The organism is Williamsia sp. R60 (assembly GCF_054063855.1).
Genome location: NZ_JBSSGR010000001.1, coordinates 488,072 through 510,170 on the forward strand (window position 1 = coordinate 488,072; position 22,099 = coordinate 510,170).

General features: G+C 65.7%; 5 protein-coding genes. All 5 read left to right on the forward strand.

All coding sequences use genetic code 11. From position 1 onward, the window contains the following. Positions 1 to 12: 12 nt before the first annotated feature. The 5 genes from ACVWY6_RS02150 to ACVWY6_RS02170 are packed head-to-tail and all read left to right on the forward strand — an operon-like array spanning position 13 to position 21,757. Positions 13 to 17,952: an amino acid adenylation domain-containing protein gene (locus tag ACVWY6_RS02150; protein WP_457535921.1), complete on the forward strand. Its 17,940-nt coding sequence runs from the start codon at positions 13 to 15 to the stop codon at positions 17,950 to 17,952. Further along, complete coding sequence (locus ACVWY6_RS02155; RefSeq protein ID WP_457535923.1) at positions 17,949 to 19,739, forward strand: DUF4012 domain-containing protein; 1,791 nt, start codon at positions 17,949 to 17,951, stop codon at positions 19,737 to 19,739. Before ACVWY6_RS02150 ends, ACVWY6_RS02155 begins: the two co-directional genes overlap by 4 nt. Beyond that, complete coding sequence (locus ACVWY6_RS02160; RefSeq protein ID WP_457535925.1) at positions 19,727 to 20,719, forward strand: ATP-binding cassette domain-containing protein; 993 nt, start codon at positions 19,727 to 19,729, stop codon at positions 20,717 to 20,719. Before ACVWY6_RS02155 ends, ACVWY6_RS02160 begins: the two co-directional genes overlap by 13 nt. Next, positions 20,716 to 21,540 (forward strand): ABC transporter permease, encoded by an 825-nt coding sequence (locus tag ACVWY6_RS02165; protein WP_457535927.1) that lies wholly within the window; start codon positions 20,716 to 20,718, stop codon positions 21,538 to 21,540. Before ACVWY6_RS02160 ends, ACVWY6_RS02165 begins: the two co-directional genes overlap by 4 nt. Positions 21,541 to 21,598: 58 nt before the next feature. Next, positions 21,599 to 21,757 (forward strand): hypothetical protein, encoded by a 159-nt coding sequence (locus ACVWY6_RS02170; RefSeq protein ID WP_400728998.1) that lies wholly within the window; start codon positions 21,599 to 21,601, stop codon positions 21,755 to 21,757. The last annotated feature ends 342 nt before the right edge of the window (positions 21,758 to 22,099 follow it).

Sequence of the window (22,099 nt, forward strand, 5' to 3'; positions counted from 1 at the left end):
GAGGGGCCTTCTGTGGGGCAGGTGCTGCGGCAGCCACTAACGCGCGCACAGCGCGCCCTGTGGGCTGCCCAGCAGGCAACTCCTCTGTGTCCCATCAACATTGCACTGTGTATCGAACTCACAGGCAACTTGGACGCCGAGTTGCTGCGGGCGGTCACGCTCGGAGTGGCACGGCAAACCGGGATAGCGTTCACCCGGTTCGAACAGACCGAACGTGGCATCGAGCAGGTCATCGATCGTGGCCTCAGCGACCACATCACGATGAAAGATCTGCGTACCGAACCCGATCCGGACGCAGCCGGCCACCAGTGGATGCGCGACGACTACACGCGCCCACTCGACGTCTTCCACGACAGACTCATGGCATCGGCAATCTTGCGCGTCGCAGACGACCGGTGGCTGTACTACATGCGCGGCCACCACCTCACGTTCGACGGGGCAGGCGCATTCCGTTCGCTGCAACTCATCGTCGCCGCCTACAACGAACGTTCGGAGGACGGTTCCCTCAACCTCCCACCGGAATCGGACCTGTCCGGTTTGGCGCAAACCGATGTCGACTACCGGGAATCGCCGCGGTTCGAGAAAGACCGGGCGTACTGGGCGGAGCAACTGGACGGCATCGGTTCGCCGATCAGTCTTGCGCACCGCACCGGACAACCCGATCCATCACCACGTCGTCACTCCGCGCTGCTTCCACCCGACACGGCAGCATTGCTCGCCCAGGCCGAGACCGAACTGCGCACCACGATGCCGGTGCTCATCGCGGTGGCGGTGGCGGGGTACCTCGCCCGGATCTCCGGGCAAGACGATGTGAGTCTGAGTCTGCCCGTCGCCGCACGGACAACTGCATTGCTGCGCAAGACCTTCAGCACGGTGTCCAACGTCGTCCCCGTTCGCACGGGTATCGGAAGCCACAGCAACATCCGCGCGGCGGTCACCTCCACCCAGGCAGCGATGATGGGCGCGTTGCGGCACCAACGCTTCCGGTTCGAGGACATGGCTGAGGCCATGCCTCGGGACTCCGGTGTTCTGCCCAACCGGCAGTTCACCGGTCCGCTACTCAATCTCATGCTGAGCGTCGACAAGATCAACTTCGGGGACGTGGCCGGATCCCTACACGTGCTGTCCACCAGCGCGGTGGACGACCTCGCCGTCAACCTCTACCGCACCGGCAATCCCTCTGCACCGGACGAACTGCGGTTCGACCTGGAGGCCAACCCGAATCGATACTCCTCCGAAGAACTTGAAGGCCACCACCGGCGGCTCCTCCGGTTCATTCGCGAGGTAGCGATGACTGCCGTCGACGACCCCGCAAGATCGTTCGAAGACATCGCGCTGGAGTCAGACGTTGAATTACTCAGCCTGACAACCACTTCAACGCCTACTGTCGCTGGCCAGACGCTCCCTCAACTCCTCGATGCTGCAGCGGCTCAGTACAGCGAGCGCCCCGCGCTGCACGCCGGTTGGGCACACTGGACCTACCGGGTGCTGGCTGAACGATCACGCCGACTCGCCAACCGTCTGAAAGACGATGGCGCCATCCCGGGTACAACCGTCGCGGTCGCAACCGGCCGTGGCCTCGACCAGGTGCTGGCCTTCTGGGCGGTGGCCCGAACCGGCGCCACCGTGCTGCAGATCGACCCGGCGCACCCGTCCTCCCGTATCAATGGGCAACTCGCCCAATCGAACCCGGTGAAGATCCTGACGTCGCGCGGGGGAGTCGCCCCGGGCGACACAACCCAGTGGTGGGACCTGAGTGACGTCGACCTCACCGACACCCCAGACACTCCGATCGAGCTCCCGCGCCCACTGACGCTCGACGACATCGCCTACGTCGTCTACACATCTGGCTCCACCGGCGCACCGAAAGGCGTCGAGGTCACCCACCGAGGGCTCGCTGCTCTGATGGCGCACCAGCGAGTGCTCGGAATCGATGAGAACGCGCGGGTCTCCGGACTCGCGTCTCCGGCATTCGACGCGTCGATCTTCGAAATGCTGCTGGCCGCATCGGGTGGCGCCGCACTCTGCCCGGCACCGCCGAACGTGGTGGGCGGTCAGGAGCTGACCGCCTTCCTCACCGGCGCATCGATCACGCACACGGTGATCACCCCGAGTGTTCTTGCCACGGTCGACCCGGCTGGGCTCCCCGCCGACGTCTGCTCCACCCTCATGCTCGCCGGAGAGGCGTGCCCACCAGACCTCGTCCGGCGGTGGGGGAGCGACCGGACGGTCTTGAACCTATACGGTCCCGCAGAAGCAACCATCATGGCGACGGCGAGCGAGCCCTTGCGTCCCCTCGACGAACCGCCGGCAATAGGGACCGCGATCACCGACGCGACCTGTTACGTTCTCGACGACCAGCTGAGGCCCGTCCCGTCCGACGTGATCGGCGACCTCTACCTGGCAGGTCCAGGACTCGCATCGGGGTACGCCGGTCAATCTGACCTGACCGCAAGCGCTTTCGTTGCCAACCCCTGGGGAGCTGTCGGGCGACGGATGTACCGCACCGGCGACCGGGTTCGGCGGGATACGAGCTCAGGCCGACTGCATTACGCGGGACGCAGCGACGACCAGGTGCAGATCCGAGGCGTCAGGATCGAACCGGGTGAGATCGCGATGGCTGCCGAGACGCATCCCGACGTGCACCAGGCGGTGGCCGTGGTCGTCGGCTCGGGTGACACCGAGGCGCTGGCGTTGTACGTCTCCTCGCACGTCGACGATCGTCGTCTGGCCACCCGCATCCGCAAGCACCTGAGTAGGCGTCTGCCGACGTCGATGTGGCCGGCCCACGTTGTCGTGTTGAGGGCGTTGCCGGTGACTCCGTCCGGCAAACTCGACCGAGAAGCGTTGCCGCACCCGTCGACTGCCAACCAGCACCCCCGCCGGGCTGCACAGACCCCGGCCGAGCAACTCGTTGCACAGGTGGTTTCGCAAACGGTCGGCATCGACGAACCGTCCATGTACGACGACCTGCTCGCACTGGGCGGCTCATCGCTCGACGCCACCCGGATCTCGGCGCGCATCGGTGCCTCGACGGGAAACGCGATCGGCGTTCGCGAAGTTCTCGAGGCCGGTGACCTGGCCGAATTGGCGTTGTTGGTGGAGCGGTTCACGAAGACGACTGCGCCCACAGACGCACATCGCCCACGCCCGCCACGACCACCCGCGTCGTCGGGACAGATCTCGATGATCCTGGCCGACCGCCTCGACCCGGGATCCACCGCGAACCACCTCGAAGCCGATGTCGAGCTGAAAGGGACGCTGCATCGCGACGCGCTGATGGCCGCCATCGCAGACGTCATAGACCGTCACGAAGCGCTGCGCACCATCATCCGCCTCGAGCCCGACGGCACTGCCTGGCAGGACGTCGTCACCGTCCGAGAAGCTCTCGCCGACAACGGGTTCAAGTTCGACGACGCCACGAGCGATGTGAGCGTCTCCGAGCAACTGATCGACCCCACATCGCGGCCGCCGCTGCTGCTGGAGCTCTCGCGCATCGATGCTGACCACCACCGCTTGGCTGTCCGCTCCCACCACGCTGCGGTGGACGGGTGGTCACTGGGTGTCCTGGTCGATGACCTGGCAACGGCCTATCAATCGCGTGTCGAAGGCCGCGTTCCGTCGTGGGCACCGGCCACGCAGTACATCGATGCCACTGCTGCGGCCAGTGGCGACGAAAACGGCCGCTTGGCAGAGCAATTGGAGCGATGGAAGCGCCGGCTGGCCGACCTTCCGGCCCGACCTGAATTGCCGATCGACCGGCCGGCCGTGCGCGACCGGAATCAGCCGGCGCCGGCTGCGGTGGAGAGACGAACGCTCGGCCCACAGATCACCGAAGCGCTGCGCGATGCTGCCACCGAGCGGGGGATCAGCACCTTCGCTTGGCTCCACGCCACGCTTGCGGTGACGTTGGCGCGGTTCACCGGCTCGAACGACTTGGTGGTGGTGGTACCGCAGGCAGGTCGAAGTCGACCGGAACTCGACACCGCTGTCGGGATGTACGTGAACCCCGTGGCGATACGTTCCACCCTTGGCGCCACGACATCGTTCGAGCAGATTCTGGCGCATTCCGCAGACGGTTTGGCGTTCGCGCTCGGTAACGCCGGTGTCCCGTTCGCGAATGTGGCCGCCGCGGTCGAACCGCAGCGCGACATCACCACGGCGCCGTTGTCCGACGTGTTGCTCACGTATCAGAACCAGCCGGTCGGCCGATGGGACGTCGACGGCCTCCAGATCGAGTTCCATCCCAAAGACCCCCGGCACGCCCGTATTCCGCTGCAATGGATCGTCGACGACACCGCGGATGGCCTCCGGGTGGAGTTGACCTACCGCAGTGATCTTTTCAGTGATGACATCGCGGCGGCGATGTGTCACTCGTACGTCACCGCGCTTGCCCAATCACTCGCACGCCCTCAGTCGACCAGTGCGGAACTGGTTCCGGGGGAGCATCACTCGCTCGAAGTCCCAACACCGCACAGCCGCCTGTCGCTGGTCCAGCAGGTACGCGCCGCAGCGGATCGAAATCCGCAAGCTTCGGCATTGGTGTTCGGCGATCAGGTCCTGACCTACAACGAGCTGATCGGGCGAGCCGAGCAGGTGGCAGGCGGGCTCCGAACGGCCGGCGTCCGTCGCGGCGACCTGGTCGGCGTCGCGCTACCCCGCCATCCGGATGCGCTGATCGCCCAATTGGCTGCCATGTTTGCCGGCGCTGCCTATGTGCCGATCGATCCGGAGTATCCGCAGCAGCGCATCGCAGCGATCATCGAGGACGCCAAACCGGCGACAGTGCTGGTCGATTCGCGAACTCGGCGCAGTGTCCCCGCCGACGTCCACATCTTCGATGTGGACCAAGCCCTTGTAGCCAATGACCGCAACCCCGTTGCTCACACACCGGATGTCGACGGCGACGACCTCGCCTACGTCATCTTCACCTCAGGATCCACCGGCCGTCCCAAAGGTGTGGCCGTCACCCACACGAATGTGGCTGCCTTGCTCGACGCCGCCCGAAGCAGCTACGACTTCGGCCCCGGCGACGTGTTCAGCTGCACGCACTCCACTGCGTTCGACGTCTCCGTATTCGAGATCTTCGCTGCATGGGCAACCGGAGCGCGCGTTGTGCTGGCCGACCAGGAAACCGTGCGCGACCCCCAGGCGCTGTGGCCCTTCCTTCGCGAACACGGAGTGACAATTCTGTCGCAGACGCCTTCGGCGTTCTATCCGCTTGCTGCAGTGGCAGTTCGAGACACCGACCCAGGTGCCCTTCGAGCTGTGATCTTCGCCGGTGAGGCGTTGCACCCGTCCCGCCTGATGAGCTGGCACAGCGCATTCGGCCGCGACGTGCTGCTGTCCAACATGTACGGCATCACCGAGACCACGGTGCACCTGACAATCGAAGAGACCGACCCCGCAGACCATCGGTCGTTGATCGGCGACCCGCTTCGGGGCACCACACTTCTGATTCTCGACCGCTGGCTGCAGCCGGTTCCAATCGGAGTATGGGGCGAGTTGTACGCGTGCGGACCCCAAGTCACTCTCGGGTACGTGGGGCGGCCCGGTCTGACTGCCGAACGGTTCGTCGCCTGCCCGGCGCAGTCGGGTGGCGGACGGATGTACCGCAGCGGTGACATCGTGCGACGCACCGTGGACGGCAAGCTCGAGTACCGGGGTCGGTCGGACCGGCAGGTGCAGGTGCGCGGATTCCGCGTCGAGCCGGGCGATGTCGTCAACGCGCTCCAGACCTTGCCTGCCGTGGCTGAAGCGGAAGCGGTCACCCGCAACAGTGACACCGCGGTCGGCGCCGACATCCTCGCGTATGTCCGCCTTCGAACTGACCTCGCCGGCCACGTGCCGAACGAGGGTGAACTGCGTGACGCGGCGCGCACCGTCCTACCCGGATACCTCGTCCCCTCGCGGATTGTCGTGGTCGACACCTGGCCGCTGAACGCGTCGGGGAAGAGAGATCTCAGCGCGCTGCCTACACCCGATGCGCGAGGTGCGATCGAAGCCGAGGGCAATGCGGTGCTGCCTGTCGCCGAGGTGATTGCCGAGGTTTTGGGAGTGCCGCCGACCAGTGTGAGCCCTGAGGCCGGACTCTTCGACGTCGGCGCGAACTCGTTGTCGGCCATGCATATCGCACTCTTGCTGACCGAACGCACCGGCCGCGACGTCAGTGTGCGGATGGTGGCTGAGGCGCCGTCCATCGCGGACCTGCAAGTGTCCGTCGACGCAGCACGTCCCCGCCGCACGCCCGCCGCCGAGGAGTTGATCGGGTCCGCCGCACCGCCGGCCACTGCCCAGCAACGAGCGCTGTGGGCACTGAGCCGGATCGATGAAGGTAGCGCCGTCTACCACCTACCCGCTGTGCTCGATCTGCCACCGGAAGCGTCCCCGCGCACCGTCATCGATGCATTGACTGATGTGGTTGCGCGACACGAAGTCCTGCGCACGGTGCTGGCCGACAAGGATGGATTACCGCAACCGGTTCTGGTGCCGCTGGATCAGGTTCGCACACGACTTGCTGCCCTGGCCCGACCCCGACCGCTGCCGGAATCGCACGCGGCTGCCAACCTTCATGCCGAGGCGCTACGACCGTTCGACCTCGCAACCGAATTGCCCTGGCGCGCAGAGCTGTTCGAGGCAGGTGGAGGTCTAAGGCTGCTGCTGGTCGGGCACCACGTGGCCGTCGACGGATGGTCGATGACCGTGCTCGCCGAGGATTTCGCGACGGCTGTGCGGGCTCGCCTGGCCGGGACTGCTCCGGCCTGGTCGGCACCGGCGGCCCAGTACCGTGATCACGCCCGGCGGATGGCCAAAGCGCTGGGTACACCCCCACGCTCCACAGACCACCGCAATCGACTGCTCGAGCACTGGTCGCACGTGCTCGACGGTGCCCCGATTCATCTGCAACTACCGTTCGAGTCGAAGACGGCACCCGTGCCTCCTGGTCCCGAGCCCGCCGACTACCTGGATGTCCCGGTGCCGGCCGAGATCCGGGACGCGCTGCAACGCGTTGCTGCTGCGGAGAGTGCAAGCGTGTTCCATGTGTTGCACGCCGCACTGGCGGCGACGATTGGCCTGTTCACCGGGACCGACGACATCGTGATCGGGACGCCCACGGCCGGGCGTACCCGGGAGATGATGACCGCGGTCGGCATGTTCGTCCAGACCGTGGTGCTGCGTAGTCGAGTAGACACGGCCATGACTGTCCGCGAGTCCATTTCACAGAGTCGCGATGTGGTCACACAAGCTCTCGCGCACTCTGAGGTCTCATTCGAAGAAGTCAAAGAACGCCTGGCGCCACCGCGGACCCTCGATTCGGACGCCTATCTCGACGTCATGGTCGCCTACCAACCGGCGCCGGTCTCCGACAGCGACATCTCATTGACGCCGATACGCGTCGGTCAGGCGCGAGTGCCACTCGAGTTCACCATCACCGACCATGGTGACGGCAGCCCGATGCATCTCACGCTGAGTTACGGACTGTGGCATGTGAGGCCCGCAATGGCAGCGCAGTTCGCCGACACTTTTGTCCAGACAGTGCAGGCCCTGTCCGAGACGGTCGATCCGGGCGTCACCACGATGCATGCGCTGACCCGCCCCGCCGACCATCACATGCCCGTTGCATCACCGCGGCCACTGGTCGATGATGCACACCAGTACGCCGATGTGGTGGAACGCGTCATCGATCAAGCACGCCAGAGGCCCGAATCGATTGCGCTGGTAGATGTCACGGGCGACCTCACCTACTCGGCTCTTGTCACCCAGGCGGCCGTCATCGCGGATGAACTGAGGTCGCGCGGTGTGCAGCGCGGCGACCTCGTCGCGGTGGTCGGCGACCGGCGGGCCGGCACGGTGGCAGCCATGCTCGGCATCCTGTTTGGCGGCGGCGGCTACGTTCCCGTCGATCCGACGTACCCGGCCGAGCGGATCAGAACCATCATCGCCGATGCCAGGCCGGCAGCCATCATCGGAGCCGGCGGGGTACTCGACCGGGCGAACGCGGACATGCCGGCCGTCATCGACCTCGCAACGCTCGACATGGCGGGAAATCGCGGCCTCGAAGAAATCGACCGCGTCACAGCCAAATCCGGTGATACCGCGTACGTGATCTATACATCTGGATCCACCGGAAAACCCAAAGGCGTGGTGGTCACCCGGTCGAACATGGCCACGTTGCTGAGCACCGCCCAATCAGCGATCGGGGCGAGTTCCGACGACGTCTGGACCTGGTTCCACTCGGCCGCCTTCGACTTCTCTGTATGGGAGATCTTCGGTGCGTTGACTTCTGGCGGCAGACTGGTAGTGGTGGACCACGACACCGCTCGGGATCCCCATCACCTGGTGGGACTGCTGACACGCCACGAAGTCACCATCCTGAATCAGACACCGACGGCCTTCTCGCGATTGGTACAGCTGCCGGGCGATGACCTGCCGCAGTCGTTGCGTCTGGTGTTGTTCGGTGGCGAAGCACTCGATCCCAAGGCGTTGTCGCACTGGCATTCCCGGCGTCCTGAGGTGCGCTTGGTCAACATGTACGGCATCACCGAGACCACGGTGCACCTGTCTGTCACGGACGTCGACACGTCTGATTCGCGCAGTCTGATCGGAGTGGCGCTGCCGAGCGCGGGCCTCGTGGTGCTCGACCGATACCTCCGGCCTCAGCCGGTCGGTGCCACCGGAGAATTGTATGCCACCGGGCCCCAGATCACCGCCGGTTACCTCGGACGGCCAGACCTCACCGCCACCCGGTTTGTTCCCTCACCGTGGGGGCCGCCCGGAAGCCGGATGTACCGAACCGGCGATCTGGCCCGGTGGGTCGACGGCGGTCGACTCGAATACCTCGGTCGTGGCGATCAGCAACTGAAGATCCGCGGTCACCGCATCGAACCGGGTGAGATCGCGGCAGTGCTGCGGGCTCAGCCAGGAGTCAGTGACGCCAAAGTGCTGCTGCGTGACACCGATCGCCGGGGCGACGAGATGTTGATCGGGTACGTCATCGCCGACGAGTCGATGCCGAGCCCGGACCCCACGTCGCTGCGCTCGGCCTGCGCCGCCGCCTTGCCGGCCCATCTGGTTCCCGCCCAGGTCCAGATCGTCGCCGACTGGCCGCTAACGTCCACCGGGAAGCTCGACGCCACAAGGCTCCCGGCAATCTCCGCGCCGGTCGCATCGCGGGCACTCGAGGGATCCGAGGTCGTGGTCGCCGCGGCGGTCGCCGATGTGCTCGGGTTGGCAGCCGACGAACTGGGACCCGACACCAACTTCTTCGAACAGGGCGGCAATTCGCTGTCGGCGGCGCGACTCGCCTCGCACGTCGCAGCGCTCACAGGCGCTGACCTGGCCGTGCGGTCGGTGTTCGATCGCCCCACCGTCGGTTTGCTCGCGGAGTACATCGACAGCGGCGCCGGCGTCTCCGGCAGCACCCGACTGCCGATGACCGCACCGTCCGCACGTCCACGTCCACGTCCATCGCGACTGGAGCTCACGCCACAGCAGCAGGCACTATGGCTTCACTGGCAAGTGGATCCGGCACGTACCGACTACAACCTGAGCGGGCTCATCCCCGTCGGAGACATGCCCGTCAACGAGTTGTCCTCGCTCATGGCAACACTCGTCGACCACCACGAGAGCTTGCGCACGAGCTTTCCCGCCGACGCCGACGGCCCGTACCAAGAACTCTGGGACAGCGGCACGGTCCAGACCGAACTGCTCGGTCATGTGGTTGCCGATCCCGTAGCTGCGCTCGAGATGATCAACGGCCCGTTCGATCTGACCAGCGAACTCCCGTGGCGAGTAGCGCTGTTCGAATCGCCGACGCACGGTAGGCAACTCGCGGTGGTCGCGCACCACATCGCCGTCGACGGGGAGTCGGTACGAATCCTGTACCGGGAGCTCGCAGCGTTGACAGGCGGCGAGTCCCTACCCGATGGGTCGCTCGACTACGGGGACTACACGGCCTGGTCTTCTGCCGTTCTGAACCACAACGGCGAGATACTGCAACGGTTCTGGGAGAAAGTGTTCGCCGAACCCGTGGCCCGACCACCACTGCCCGGCCTGCGCCCACCGGCCGGCGATTCTCGACCGGGTCCCACGATCGAAGCCCAGCTCGACCCCGAACGGCATCAGCGGCTTCGTGAGCAGGCTGCGGCGCACAACACATCGACGTTCATGACCGTGCACGCTGCATTGGCCGTCCTGCTGGCACGCCTGGGTGATGACCCCGATGTGGTCATCGGAACCGTTGTCGCCGGGCGGGATGCGACGGAATTCGCGGACACCGTCGGGATGCTGGCCCGAACAGTGCTGCTGCGCAACAACATCGACATCAACAGACCGTTCTCGGCAACCCTGCGCGAGATCACTCGGGCAGATCTGGACAGCTTCGCGCACTCTGCGTACCCCGCCAACCTGGTTGCCGGGCTCGCCGATCCGGATCATCGACGGGGCACGCGACCGGTGGTCGACGTATTCCTCGCCGACCTGGGGCGCGCGGTGACCGACGGGGCACTCACGGACGGGCCCCACCGAGACCCCCGCGGAGACCGAGCCCTGCGACTGCCGTCGCGGTTCGGCCTCGATCTGATGATGGAGGAACGTGGCGGTGCCCTCGTCGTGCGGCTGGCCTTCGACTCGGCGCGCATGGACCAGCCCGACGCCGAACTGTTCCTGACCCGACTGATCGCTTTGCTGCAAGCCGTGGTCGCCGACCCGGCGCAACCACCTGCAGACCACCTCGGTGCAGCGCCCGGCGACCTCGATGTCGTACCCGAGTTCGACGTGTGGGAACCATTGCCGGATCTGCTACGCCGAGGGACGGTCTCGAGCCCGGCGGCGGTGGCGGTCGAGGACGGCTCGTGGATGCTGACCTACCGCGATCTCGACGTGGTGAGCACCCAGGTCGCACGAACGCTGATCGGCAGAGGCATCGGTCCGGGAGACGTGGTGGCGATCTGTGCTCACAGATCCGCGTGGTCGATCATCGCGACGTGGGCAATTGCCAAGACCGGCGCCGCGTTCGTCACACTCGGTGTCAATGACCCGGATACCCGTCGCCGTCGCATGGTGGACCAATCCGGAGCAGCGGCAGGTCTTTACGCACCCGGCGATCGCCCCGACGTCCCCGGGGTCGACTGGCTGTCACTCGCCGACATCGTCGCGGGCACGCCTGCCGAGCATGCCCGCGTCACATCTGCGTTCGTCGCCGAGGAACGGACTCGACCCATCCGTCCCAATGATGTTGCCTACGTGATCTTCACCTCGGGGTCCACCGGCGAACCCAAGGGCGTCAACGTCACCCAGCAGGGGATCGCTCCACTGGTGAACGCAGTCATCGAGCACGTGGGTCTGACCGCGGCCGGCCGAGTGCTGCACAACTACTCCACATCGTTCGATGCTCACCTCGTCGAGTTGCTGCCGGCGTTCGCCGTCGGCGCCACGGTGGTCGTGTGCCCGCCGACCGTGATCGGCGGACGGGAACTGACGGCGTTGCTCAACGACGCTGCGATCACCCACTTCTTCTCCACACCCGCGGTGATGGCAACGGTCGACCCCTCGGTGCTTGAAACAGTGCAGGTGGTCGCCACCGGCGGGGAATCACTGCCCAATGCGATTGCGCAGCAATGGGTTCCCGGGCGCAGAATCGTCAACTTCTACGGCCCCACCGAGGCCACCATCGTGGCGACGGCGAACCCGGCAGTGGAACCGCGGGGACCGATCCCGATCGGGAGAGCCACGGGGCCGGCAGCCACTTACGTGCTCGATCGCAGACTTCGTCCCGTGCCTCAGGGCGTGATCGGCGAGTTGTATCTGGCCGGAACCGGGTTGGCCCGCGGTTATACGGGAGCCGCCGGAATGACCGCGGGACGCTTCGTGCCGGATCCGTTCGGAGTTCCCGGCACGCGCATGTATCGCACCGGTGACCTTGTGCACCGAACGGTATCGGGTGAACTGGTGGTTCATGGTCGCGCCGATGAGCAGATCAAGGTGCGCGGAATCCGGCTCGAACCCGCCGAGATCGACGCGGCACTGATGTCGCTGCCTGGTGTCGAGCGGGCTGCGACCGGTGTGTACAACCGAGAGCAAGAACCTGTTCTGGCCTCCTGGATCATCGCCGACCCCGATCAGCCGTGCGATCCGGACCGCATTCGAGATCAGCTGCGGAGCATTCTCCCGCCGACCCACATCCCCACCCACATCACTGTTGTCGATCACTTCCCGGTCACTCCGAGTGGGAAACTGGACCGGCGGGCACTGCCGGCGCCGACGCAGACACACCACGAGATCGAAGATCCAAGCACCGACACCGAGGTCGCGGTGGCGGAGGGCTGGGCGGACGTCCTCGGACTGCCCCCGGAGATGGTCGGACGACACAGCGAGTTCTTCGACAGCGGAGGCACATCGTTGTCCGCCAGCCGAATTGCCGGCCGGTTACGGCAACAGACCCACCGCGACGTCACAGTCCGCCACATCCTCGACGCACGAACGGTGGCCGCCGTCGCGGCCGTCATCGACGGGTTGCCCTTCGCCGCGCTGAATGATGTGGCGCCGCAATCCCTGCCGGTACCGGCCGAGCTGGAGTTGGCGTATCCGCAGCAGCGGTTGTGGGTTCTCAACCGCATTGATCCGCTGTCGACGGCGTACCTTGTGCCTTTGGTACTGCGACTCCGCGGCGGAGTCGACGTCGATCGGCTGTCGGACGCCATCGTCGAGGTGCAACGCCGACACGCCAGCCTCCGCACGGTGTACCCGCAGACCCCGCGTGGACCACGGCAACAGATCGGTGGACTCGACTCGGCAAAGGCCCCCGCCGTCACCCGGGTGGATGACAACGACGTCAGCAGCCCGATCGCTGAACTGCTCACCGCGCCGTTTGATCTGAGCTCCGAACCCGGCTTCCGCAGCGCGGTGGTGGTCGCCGGAACCGACACCTGGCTGGTACTCGCGATGCATCACGTGGCCACCGATGGGTGGTCGATGCGGACCATCCTCGCCGATCTGGTCGGTGCCTATGCCGGAAGCCCCGCTCCGGCAGCAGAACTGACGTACTCCGACTTCACCCAGTGGCAGGCGAAACGCCTGGGACAACCGACGGACCCCGGCAGCCGGTACGCTCAGCAGCTCGCCTTCTGGCGGCAAACCCTCGCGGGTGTGGATGCGCCCTATCGCGTTCCAGGTCTCGTCGACAACGAGTCGGCCACCGGCGGCGCCGTGCACGCCACGCTCGGGCCAGACACTCTCGAAGCGCTGAACAACCTCGGGCATGCCGAGTCCGCCACGCTCTTCCACCTCGCGCACGTCGCCTTGACCGCTTTGCTGGCGCAGCACGGATCCACCCGCGACCTCGTCATCGGCACACCTGTACTGGGCCGAGATGACCCGGCCTGGGAGCGGGTGGTGGGAATGTTCGTGAACACCATCGCGCTTCGCACGCCGGTGGACGTGAGTCGCCCGATCCGGGCCGAGTTGCGAACCGTGCGCGACGCAGACCTGGCCGCCCAGTCGAATGCCGATGTGCCGTACGACGCCGTGGTGCGGGCGGTGACTTCGGTGCGCGACGCCGGCAGTCGGGACGTCGGCAGTCGGGACGCCGGCAGGGATCCACTCATCTCGGTACTGCTCGTGCACCAGGAGGCACTCGGTGAGGTGTCGTCCGGCCACGTCGACCTGCCCGGCGTCGACATCGAGATCGTCTCGGACGCATCCGAATACGTCGCGGCGAAGTTCGACCTCGAGATGGTGCTCGCGTCGGCACCCGGCGGCGGGCTCGCGCTGACATTGGTGCACGGTGCCGCCGTTCCCGAACGCGTCGCCGAGGCACTGCTCGAGGACTATTTGGAACTGTTGCACGCCATGGTCTCGGCTCCGGACCATCCGTTCCCGTCACTGAGTCGCCGCTTCGAACCCGCTGTGGCAGCGCTGACCTCGGAGCCGACGCCACTTGCGCCCACCTCTATCGAACAACCGTCGGAGCCGTCGGAGCTCGAACCCGTCGTGGCTGCAGCCTTTTCCGAAGTCCTGGGTGTCGGCATCCACAAAGTGGGCCGCGACAACAGCTTCTTCGACCTCGGAGGCAGTTCACTGTCGGCTACTCAGGTGGTGGCCATCATCGCCGATGAGACCGGGACTGCGGTTCCGGTGCGCCACCTGTTCACCGCCCCGTCGGTGGCCGCGCTGGCCGCGCTGCTCAGTAGCTCCGGCGAACGTGCCGCCGCAGCACTGCCTCCACTGACGGGTCTCGGTGCACCACCAGATCTCGGACCGGTGCCGTTGTCGCCGGCGCAGCAGCGACTGTGGCTGGTACAGCGCATGATTCCCGAGCGACCGCTGTATGCCGTCCCCGTTGTCGTCGCGGTCCCCGCGGGAGCTACCCACGACGACGTGATCGGCGCTTGGCAGCGGGTCGTCCGCCGGCATGCTCCCCTGCGAACGATCTATCCCGACAACGGCGGCGCCCCCGAACAGCGTGTTCTCGACCAACCGGCCGATGTCGTCGATCTGGGGGAGCGCGACCTCGCGGAGGTCATCGGGGACCTTCTTGCCGAGCCCTTTGAGCTCGAACGGGCCGTTCCGGTCCGCAGCGCACTCGTCGGAACCAACGGGCACCGGTTCGTGGTAGTGGTTGCCCACCACATCGCGATGGACGGGCAGTCGGTACAGGTGCTGCGCCGTGATCTCGAAAGTGCGCTGGCCGGTACCGAATTGCCGCAGCTGCCGGTGTCGTACCCCCAGGTGGCGCGCTGGCAGCACGTGGCGAACAATCTCTTGCGCAGCGAGATGCTCGACTTCTGGGCTCAAGCGCTGCGCGGGTACCCGGGGGTCCTCGAACTTCCCGATTGCGGACCGCGCGACGCGCAGCGATCGCTGAGTACGTCAACCGTGGCAGTGCCGGTGGCGACGAGCACCGTGGATGCGGTGAGCCGCACGGCACAACGACTCGGTGTCAGTGACTTCCACGTGTATCACGCCGCTCTCGCGCTGACGTTGTCGATCGCGTGTGGCACCGACGATGTCGCCGTGGGAACCCCGGTGTCGCTGCGGCGCCACGCCGAGACGACCGACATGGTGGGAATGTTCGTGTCCACGGTCGCCCTGCGGACCGTGCTGCGGCCCGGGTTGACGACCGATGACCTCATCCATCTCGTCCGCGACACCGACCTGGCCGCCATGGACAACGCGCTGCTCCCGTTCGATGAGGTGGTGGCCCAACAGGATCCGATCCGCGAGATGGGCCGGCACCCCGTCGTGCAGGTGACCCTCTCGGTGAGCGACGAGCCGGGTGGCCACGTGGCCGATGAACTGAGCCCCGATTCCGAGTTCGACCTGCAACTCACGGTCGGGCGGGGAACAGCGCTGTTCACCCATTCCAATGCGCTATACGACAAGCGCGCCATCGAGACTCTCGCACTGCGTTGGCAGCTCGCCTTGAGGCTGGTGGTGTCCGAGCAGTCGGTCTCGCTGGAGACGGCCGACCTGCGTACCGAGGAAGAGCGATCGGAGAGGTCATCGCTTGCCTCACCCGGCGCGCCGATGACCCTCACTCAGATGCTCGAGCGATCGGTTCGGGAACGTCCGACTGCGGACGCCGTCGATGACGGCGAGACGGTGCTGACATACACCCAACTGGACCAATGGTCCTCGGTCCTGGCATCCGAACTCGTCTCGGCAGGAGTCCGATCGGGTGATCGGGTGGCAATGATGTTGCCACGCAGTCTGGAATCGGTCACCGCATTCTGGGCCATTGCCCGTATCGGCGCCGTGTACGTACCCATCGACCCCCGGTATCCGGCCGAACGAATCGATCGGATGATCGCGACGAGTGGGGCACAGGTCGCCGTTGCCCGTCCGTCCGCGCCACGCCACTGTGCTGTGCAACTGTCGGTACCCGGGGCTGTGCACCTATCGGTACCCGAGCTGCGCACGGCTGCACCAGAACTGGGCCAGTCGACACCGGGGTGGATCCACGTGGCGCCCGAGGCTGCTGCCTACCTTCTGTTCACGTCCGGCACCACAGGGCTTCCCAACGGAGTTGTCGTCTCCCATCTCGGCCTGCGGAACCTGTTGGAACCCAGGGTTTTCGTGTCTCAGCCAGGCGCACGCGTGGCGCACGTCGCCAGCCCGAGCTTCGACGCGTCCATTTTGGAAATGGTGTGGGCGTTCGGGTCGGGAAGCACACTGGCAGTGGTGCCCGCTGACGACGCCACCGGCCGGACACTCACCGACTACCTCCGGTCGCTTGCAGTGACCCAGACCTTCCTCACGCCATCGGTTCTGTCGACCATCGATGAGTCCGCGTTGCCGGATCTGCGCACGGTGTTCGTGGGCGGTGAAACGTGCCCACCCGATCTCGTCCGTCGCTGGAGTCGTGGCCGGATGATGATGAACCTCTACGGCCCCACCGAGACAACGGTTTTGGGTACGTCACATTCACCGATGCGTCCGGAGAACGCCGCCACCATCGGTGCCGCGGTGCCGGGGTTGCAGGCCAAGGTGCTCGACGGACACCTGCGACCGACACCTGACGGGGCAGTGGGCGAGCTGTACTTCACCGGGCCGGCCCTGGCAATGGGCTACCAGGGCAACACGCCTTTGACGGCATCCCGTTTCGTGGCAACAGCCGACGGTGGGCGGATGTATCGCACCGGCGACCTCGTCCGCCGCCATCAAAGTGGTGACCTGGAGTATCTGGGCCGCGCCGACCGGCAGGTCAAGATACGTGGCCAGCGGATCGAGCCGGCCGAAGTAGACGCAGCGTTGACCGCGGTCGGCGTGCGTACCGCGATGACGGTGCTCCGGAACGGTCCCACAGGTCCGGTGCTGGTGTCGTATGTGGTGGGCAGCCCGGAGGATGCGTCGTCGACATCCGGCCTCCTCGATCTCCTGATGGAGCGTCTGCCACACCATCTGGTCCCCGCCGCCATCGTTCCCGTCGCCGAATTGCCCCGTACCCCTGTCGGGAAGCTGGACACCGCCGCTTTGCCGGAGCCGACCTGGACGGTGTCGGGTGGTGTGCCGCGTACGCCCACCGAAACCGCGGTGGTCGAAGTGTTCCGCGAAGTACTGGGCAACAACGACATCGGTATATACGACGACTTCTTCACGGTGGGAGGAAACTCACTGCTGCTCACCGCCGCTGCCGCCGCACTGACCCGGCGACTCGAGCGTCCCGTCCCCGTCGCGATTCTCTTTGCACACACCACGCCGGTGGCTCTCGCCGGCACGCTCGACAAGTACGAGGATCTCGCCGCGGAACTCGGGTCGGTGGTGCAACTGTCTCCCGCGCACCGGGCGGGCACCCCGCTCTGGTGTATCCACCCCGTCAGCGGGCTGGTGAACGACTACCGTCCACTCGGCCGCGACCTGCCCACTCCGGTGTTCGGATTGCAGATGCCCGGTTTGGACGACGTCTCGGCGCCGCATCTCACCACCATCGAAGCGATGGCGGCAGCCCACGTGGACAGCCTCAAGCGTAGGCAACCGAGCGGGCCCTACCGGCTGCTCGGCTGGTCACTCGGTGCTGTTCTCGCACACGAGATGACCAAACAACTCACCGCGGCTGGTGATTCGGTGGATCTGCTAGTACTGCTCGATCCGCGCGTGGAGCCCGATATGCAGCCTGCGGCGGGAATGGACGAGACCCTCGAGAGGTCGCTGCGGGCCATCGACGCAGCCCGATTCGAGCAGTACCGGATCCGGTGCGAAGAGGCGATTGCCGCAGCGGCCGCCTACGAACCGGATGTCGCCGCGGCGCGATCGACGATCATCGTTGCAGCGCAGGACAATCCGCATCCCGATCACTGGCGGTCGTTGATCGACGGGCGGGTGACCGTGGAGAACATCGCGGTCGTCCACCACGCAATGGGCACCGAAGACGCCATGTCCGTCGTCGCGCGGCTGACGAACGCAGCAATCAGCGACCTCGACGACAACCACGAGAACATCAGGAGCACACCTTGACCCACGCGGTGACCGACCAGCCAGAACCGAGACGCCGGCCGCGCCGGCTGCGGTGGTGGATCCTGGCGGTGCTGGGCGTGCTGGTGGTGCTCATCGTGGTGGGCCTGTATCTCGCATACCTGGCGTTCAGTGCCAAGGGCTCGCTCGAATCAGCGCGTGGCCACGCGTCGTCGGCGCAGCGGGCGTTCCTCGCCGGTGACACCGACAAGGCGGTGCGTGAGGCCAATGCCGCAGTTGTTCAGGCCGAGGCCGCCAACGGGGACACCCACAACCCGGTCTGGTCTGCGGTCGCGGTGCTGCCGTGGCTGGGTGATCCGTTGCAGTCGGTACGGGACCTGACCGAATCCGTCGAGGGTCTGTCCACGGACGTCCTGGTGCCCACGGCCGAACTGGCCGATGTCATCAACCCGAACAGTCTGCGCACCGAAGACAACACCATCAACACCGTCGCACTCGCCCAGGCACAGCCAGAACTCGGCACGATCGCCACGCGCGCCGAGGAACTCGAGGCGGACGTCGCCGCAACCGACGGCAGCTGGCTCGGCGTTGTCTCCGATGCGCAAACCGAACTACACGATCAGCTCACCGAATCGGCCCGTTTCATCCGCGGCACCGACACCGCGGCGCAGCTGCTGCCACCCATGCTGGGCGCGGGCGGCCAGCGCAACTACTTCTTCGGTTTCCAGACGCCGGCGGAGTCGCGGGCGACGGGCGGACTTCTCGGCGCGTACGGCGTGGTGAGCGCCGAGAACGGTCGGGTGAACGTGGACAATCTGGGCGCCAACAACACCATTCGGCCGCCGGCAGACCCCGTCGATCTCGGCGAGGAGTTCGACTTCAACTACGGCTACAACCGCCCGTACACCGACGTCCGCAACAGCAACATCAGTGCGCACTTCCCCTATGCGGCTCAGATCTGGATGTCGATGTGGGAGCAGCAGTCCGGTACCCCACTCGACGGGGCGGTCGCCATGGACCCGGTTGCGTTGAGCTATCTGCTCAAGGCCACCGGTCCGATCAAGCTGGCCAGCGGAGAAACCATCACCGGCGACAACGTCACCGAGATCACGTTGTCCACCTCGTACAAGCAATTCGGTGGCGACAATCCTGCGCGTAAGGCGTACCTGCAAGAGATCGCCCGCAAGGCCGTGTCATCGCTGACTGCGCTGCGCGGTAACACCGGAAAGGTGCTCGAGGCGCTGGGTCGTGGGGTGCACGAGCGACGAATCATGGTGTACAGCGCCGATGAAGGCGAGCAGAAGCTCTTGGCCGCAGCAGGGTTGACCCATGAAGTCGCCGAAACCGAGGCGCCCTATGCCGAAGTGGTGGTCGGCAACCTCGCGGGCAACAAGATCGACTACTTCCTGAAGCGGTCGATCACCTATCGCGCGGACAAGTGTGACGGTGATCGGCGCAAAGCCGTGGTGGAGGTCGAACTGACCAACACCGTCGAAGACATGAGTCTGCCGCCCTACGTGATCGGCAGCCTCGGTAACCCACAGCTGCAGCTGCCCAACGGAACGAACTTCGCGTCGGTCACCCTCTACGCCACCTCAGGCGCGAACCTCGAATCGGTGACGGTGGACGGAGATCCGATGCTGTACTCGTCGGGAACCGAGCGGGGCCACCCCTTTGTCACGGGCCAGGTCAAGATCCCCGCCGGCAAGACGGTGGTCCTCAAGTACGAGCTCGATGAGCCTGCCTCGTCGGGTACACCGCTGGTACCGGTACAGCCGCTCGTCGACGAGCCCCAGATCACGGTCGACGTACCGGCGTGCAAGGAGTGAAGGACAACAACATCGCCGCTTCGCCCGATCGACCAGGTGCGCACGGCGACAACGCGATCGAGATCCGCGATCTGCAGATGCGTTACCGGGGTGTGCACGCGTTGAAGTCGATCGACCTCGACGTTCCCGCAGGTACCGTGATGGGTGTTCTCGGACCCAACGGTGCCGGTAAGACAACCACTGTCCGGATCATCGGAACACTGCTGCGTCCGACGGCAGGCAGCGTGCGCATCAACGGGATCGACGCGCTGGCGAATCCACACGAGGTACGGAGTCTGATCGGGCTCTCGGGACAGGTCGCCGCGGTCGACGACAACCTCACGGGCATCGAGAATCTGAGGATGGTGGCCCGCCTGTCCGGGCTGGGCCGACGGGCATCGAAGGCCAGAACACACGAGTTGCTCGAGCAGTTCGGAATCGCCGAGGCCGGAAAACGTCGAGTGGGAACGTATTCCGGTGGGATGCGTCGTCGAATCGACCTGGCCGGCGCCATCATCATCCGACCGCCTGTGTTGTTGCTGGACGAGCCGACGGCGAGCCTGGATCCGATCAGCCGTGCCGAATTGTGGTCGGAGGTGCGGACTCTGGTCAGTGAGGGGACAACGGTGCTCCTGACCACGCAGTACCTCGAGGAGGCCGACCAACTCGCGGACGCGGTCACCGTCATCGTCGGTGGGGAAGTGGTGGCCCGCGGCACTCCCGGAGAACTCAAGGCAACCGTGGGAACGGCGCAGGTCCGACTGCAGTTGGCTGATTCCGCTGATGCCGTCCGGGCGGTCGGCATCGTCGCCCAGATCCCAGGTATGTCCGAGGTCGGTGCCGATGGGCCCGCCGTGACGTTCTCCACGGTGGAACCCAGTAGACACCTGGCACGTGCGGTGGCGGACCTCGCTCAGGCCGGCGTCGAGATCGTCGACGCGACAACAAGCGCACCGACCCTCGACGATGTCTTCCTCGCTCTGGCGCGGAGCTCGAAGTGAGCCGTCCCATCACCGCACCTCGCGGTCGCACCATCGCCACGTTCCTGGTGGATTGCGAGGTACTCGCAATCCGCAACCTGCGCACCATCTCGCGCAACTGGCAGATGCTGCTGGGTGTTGTCCTGCAGCCGCTGATGTTTGTGCTGCTGTTCTCGTATGTGTTCGGTGAGGCCCTCGGCGGTGACCGTTATCGCGAGTTCCTCATCGGCGGGATCATGACGCAGACGGTTGCTTTCAATGCCGGCTTCACCGCGCTCGGACTGGCCACCGACATCAAGACCGGGATGATCGACCGATTCCGGGCATTGCCGATGTCACGCGTGGCCATCGTGGTCGGCCGCACGGTCTCCGACCTCACGGTCAACATCGTCGGGCTCATCGTCATGTCGTTGGCGGGGCTGGCCATCGGATGGCGAATCGACACCGGTTTTCTCGATGCCCTCGCCGGCTACGCGATCGCGCTGCTGTTCGGATTCGCCATGTCCTGGATGGGGGCGGTGGGCGGTTTGGTCGCCGGGTCGGCAGAAGCCGCTCAGAGCCTGTTGCTCACCATCCTGTTCCCGCTGACGTTCATCTCGTCGGCGTTCATCCCGTCGACCACATTGCCCGGGCCTCTGCGGGTGATCGCCAACTGGAATCCTGTGACGTCCGTGGCGGGGAGCCTGCGCGAGTGTTTCGGCAATCCGGTGTCGGTCAATCCGCTGTTGCCCGAGCCGGTGACCTGGGCGTCCGAGAATCCGCAGTGGTATTCGATGCTCGCTTCCGCAGTGATCTTGCTGGTCGCCGTCCCACTCGCCGCTACCGTATTGAGACGTGTCTGAGCCGCAAGGTTGACCTTTATTTACGCGTTTTCTCAGCCTTTGTCTTCACACTGGCTGAATGATCGCATTCTGGATAACCCTCGCCGTGCTGGTGTGGCTGATCGTCGCAGTGGTGCTTGCGTTCATATTCGGCGGCGCCGTCCGACTCCGTGAACAGAGGCCGGACGTCCATGGTTCTCGACCTCACAGCACCTACTCGCACCCCTGGGCGTCCTGACGGCCGGTCGTTTGAGCGTGCTGCCGGGACACTCGGCGCCATGACGGTCGTCTTACTCGCGCCCGATAATTTCGCCGGTTCCCGGTTCTCGCAGGTTTTACGAGACCAATGCTGTGGCACCGACTTTGGGCAGGTGTCAAAGAAATCTGACCGTGTTCGAGGAGTGCTGGTCGTCCCGGTATGTGGGACGTGCGCCTTTGCTATCGCGGATTATCCAACACTCCCTGTGTGAGTTTGCTCACAGCGGGTCGGCGGTGCGGGTGAGGTATTCCCCGACCGGGGCAGCAAACCAGTGAGGCAAGTTACTGCCCGGTATGAATTGGCTCTGAAGTGGGCACGTCC

Excerpts from the sequence above, each read along its gene's own strand:
- ACVWY6_RS02170 (WP_400728998.1), top strand. The coding sequence starts at position 21,599 with ATGATCGCATTCTGGATAACCCTCGCCGTGCTGGTGTGGCTGATCGTC.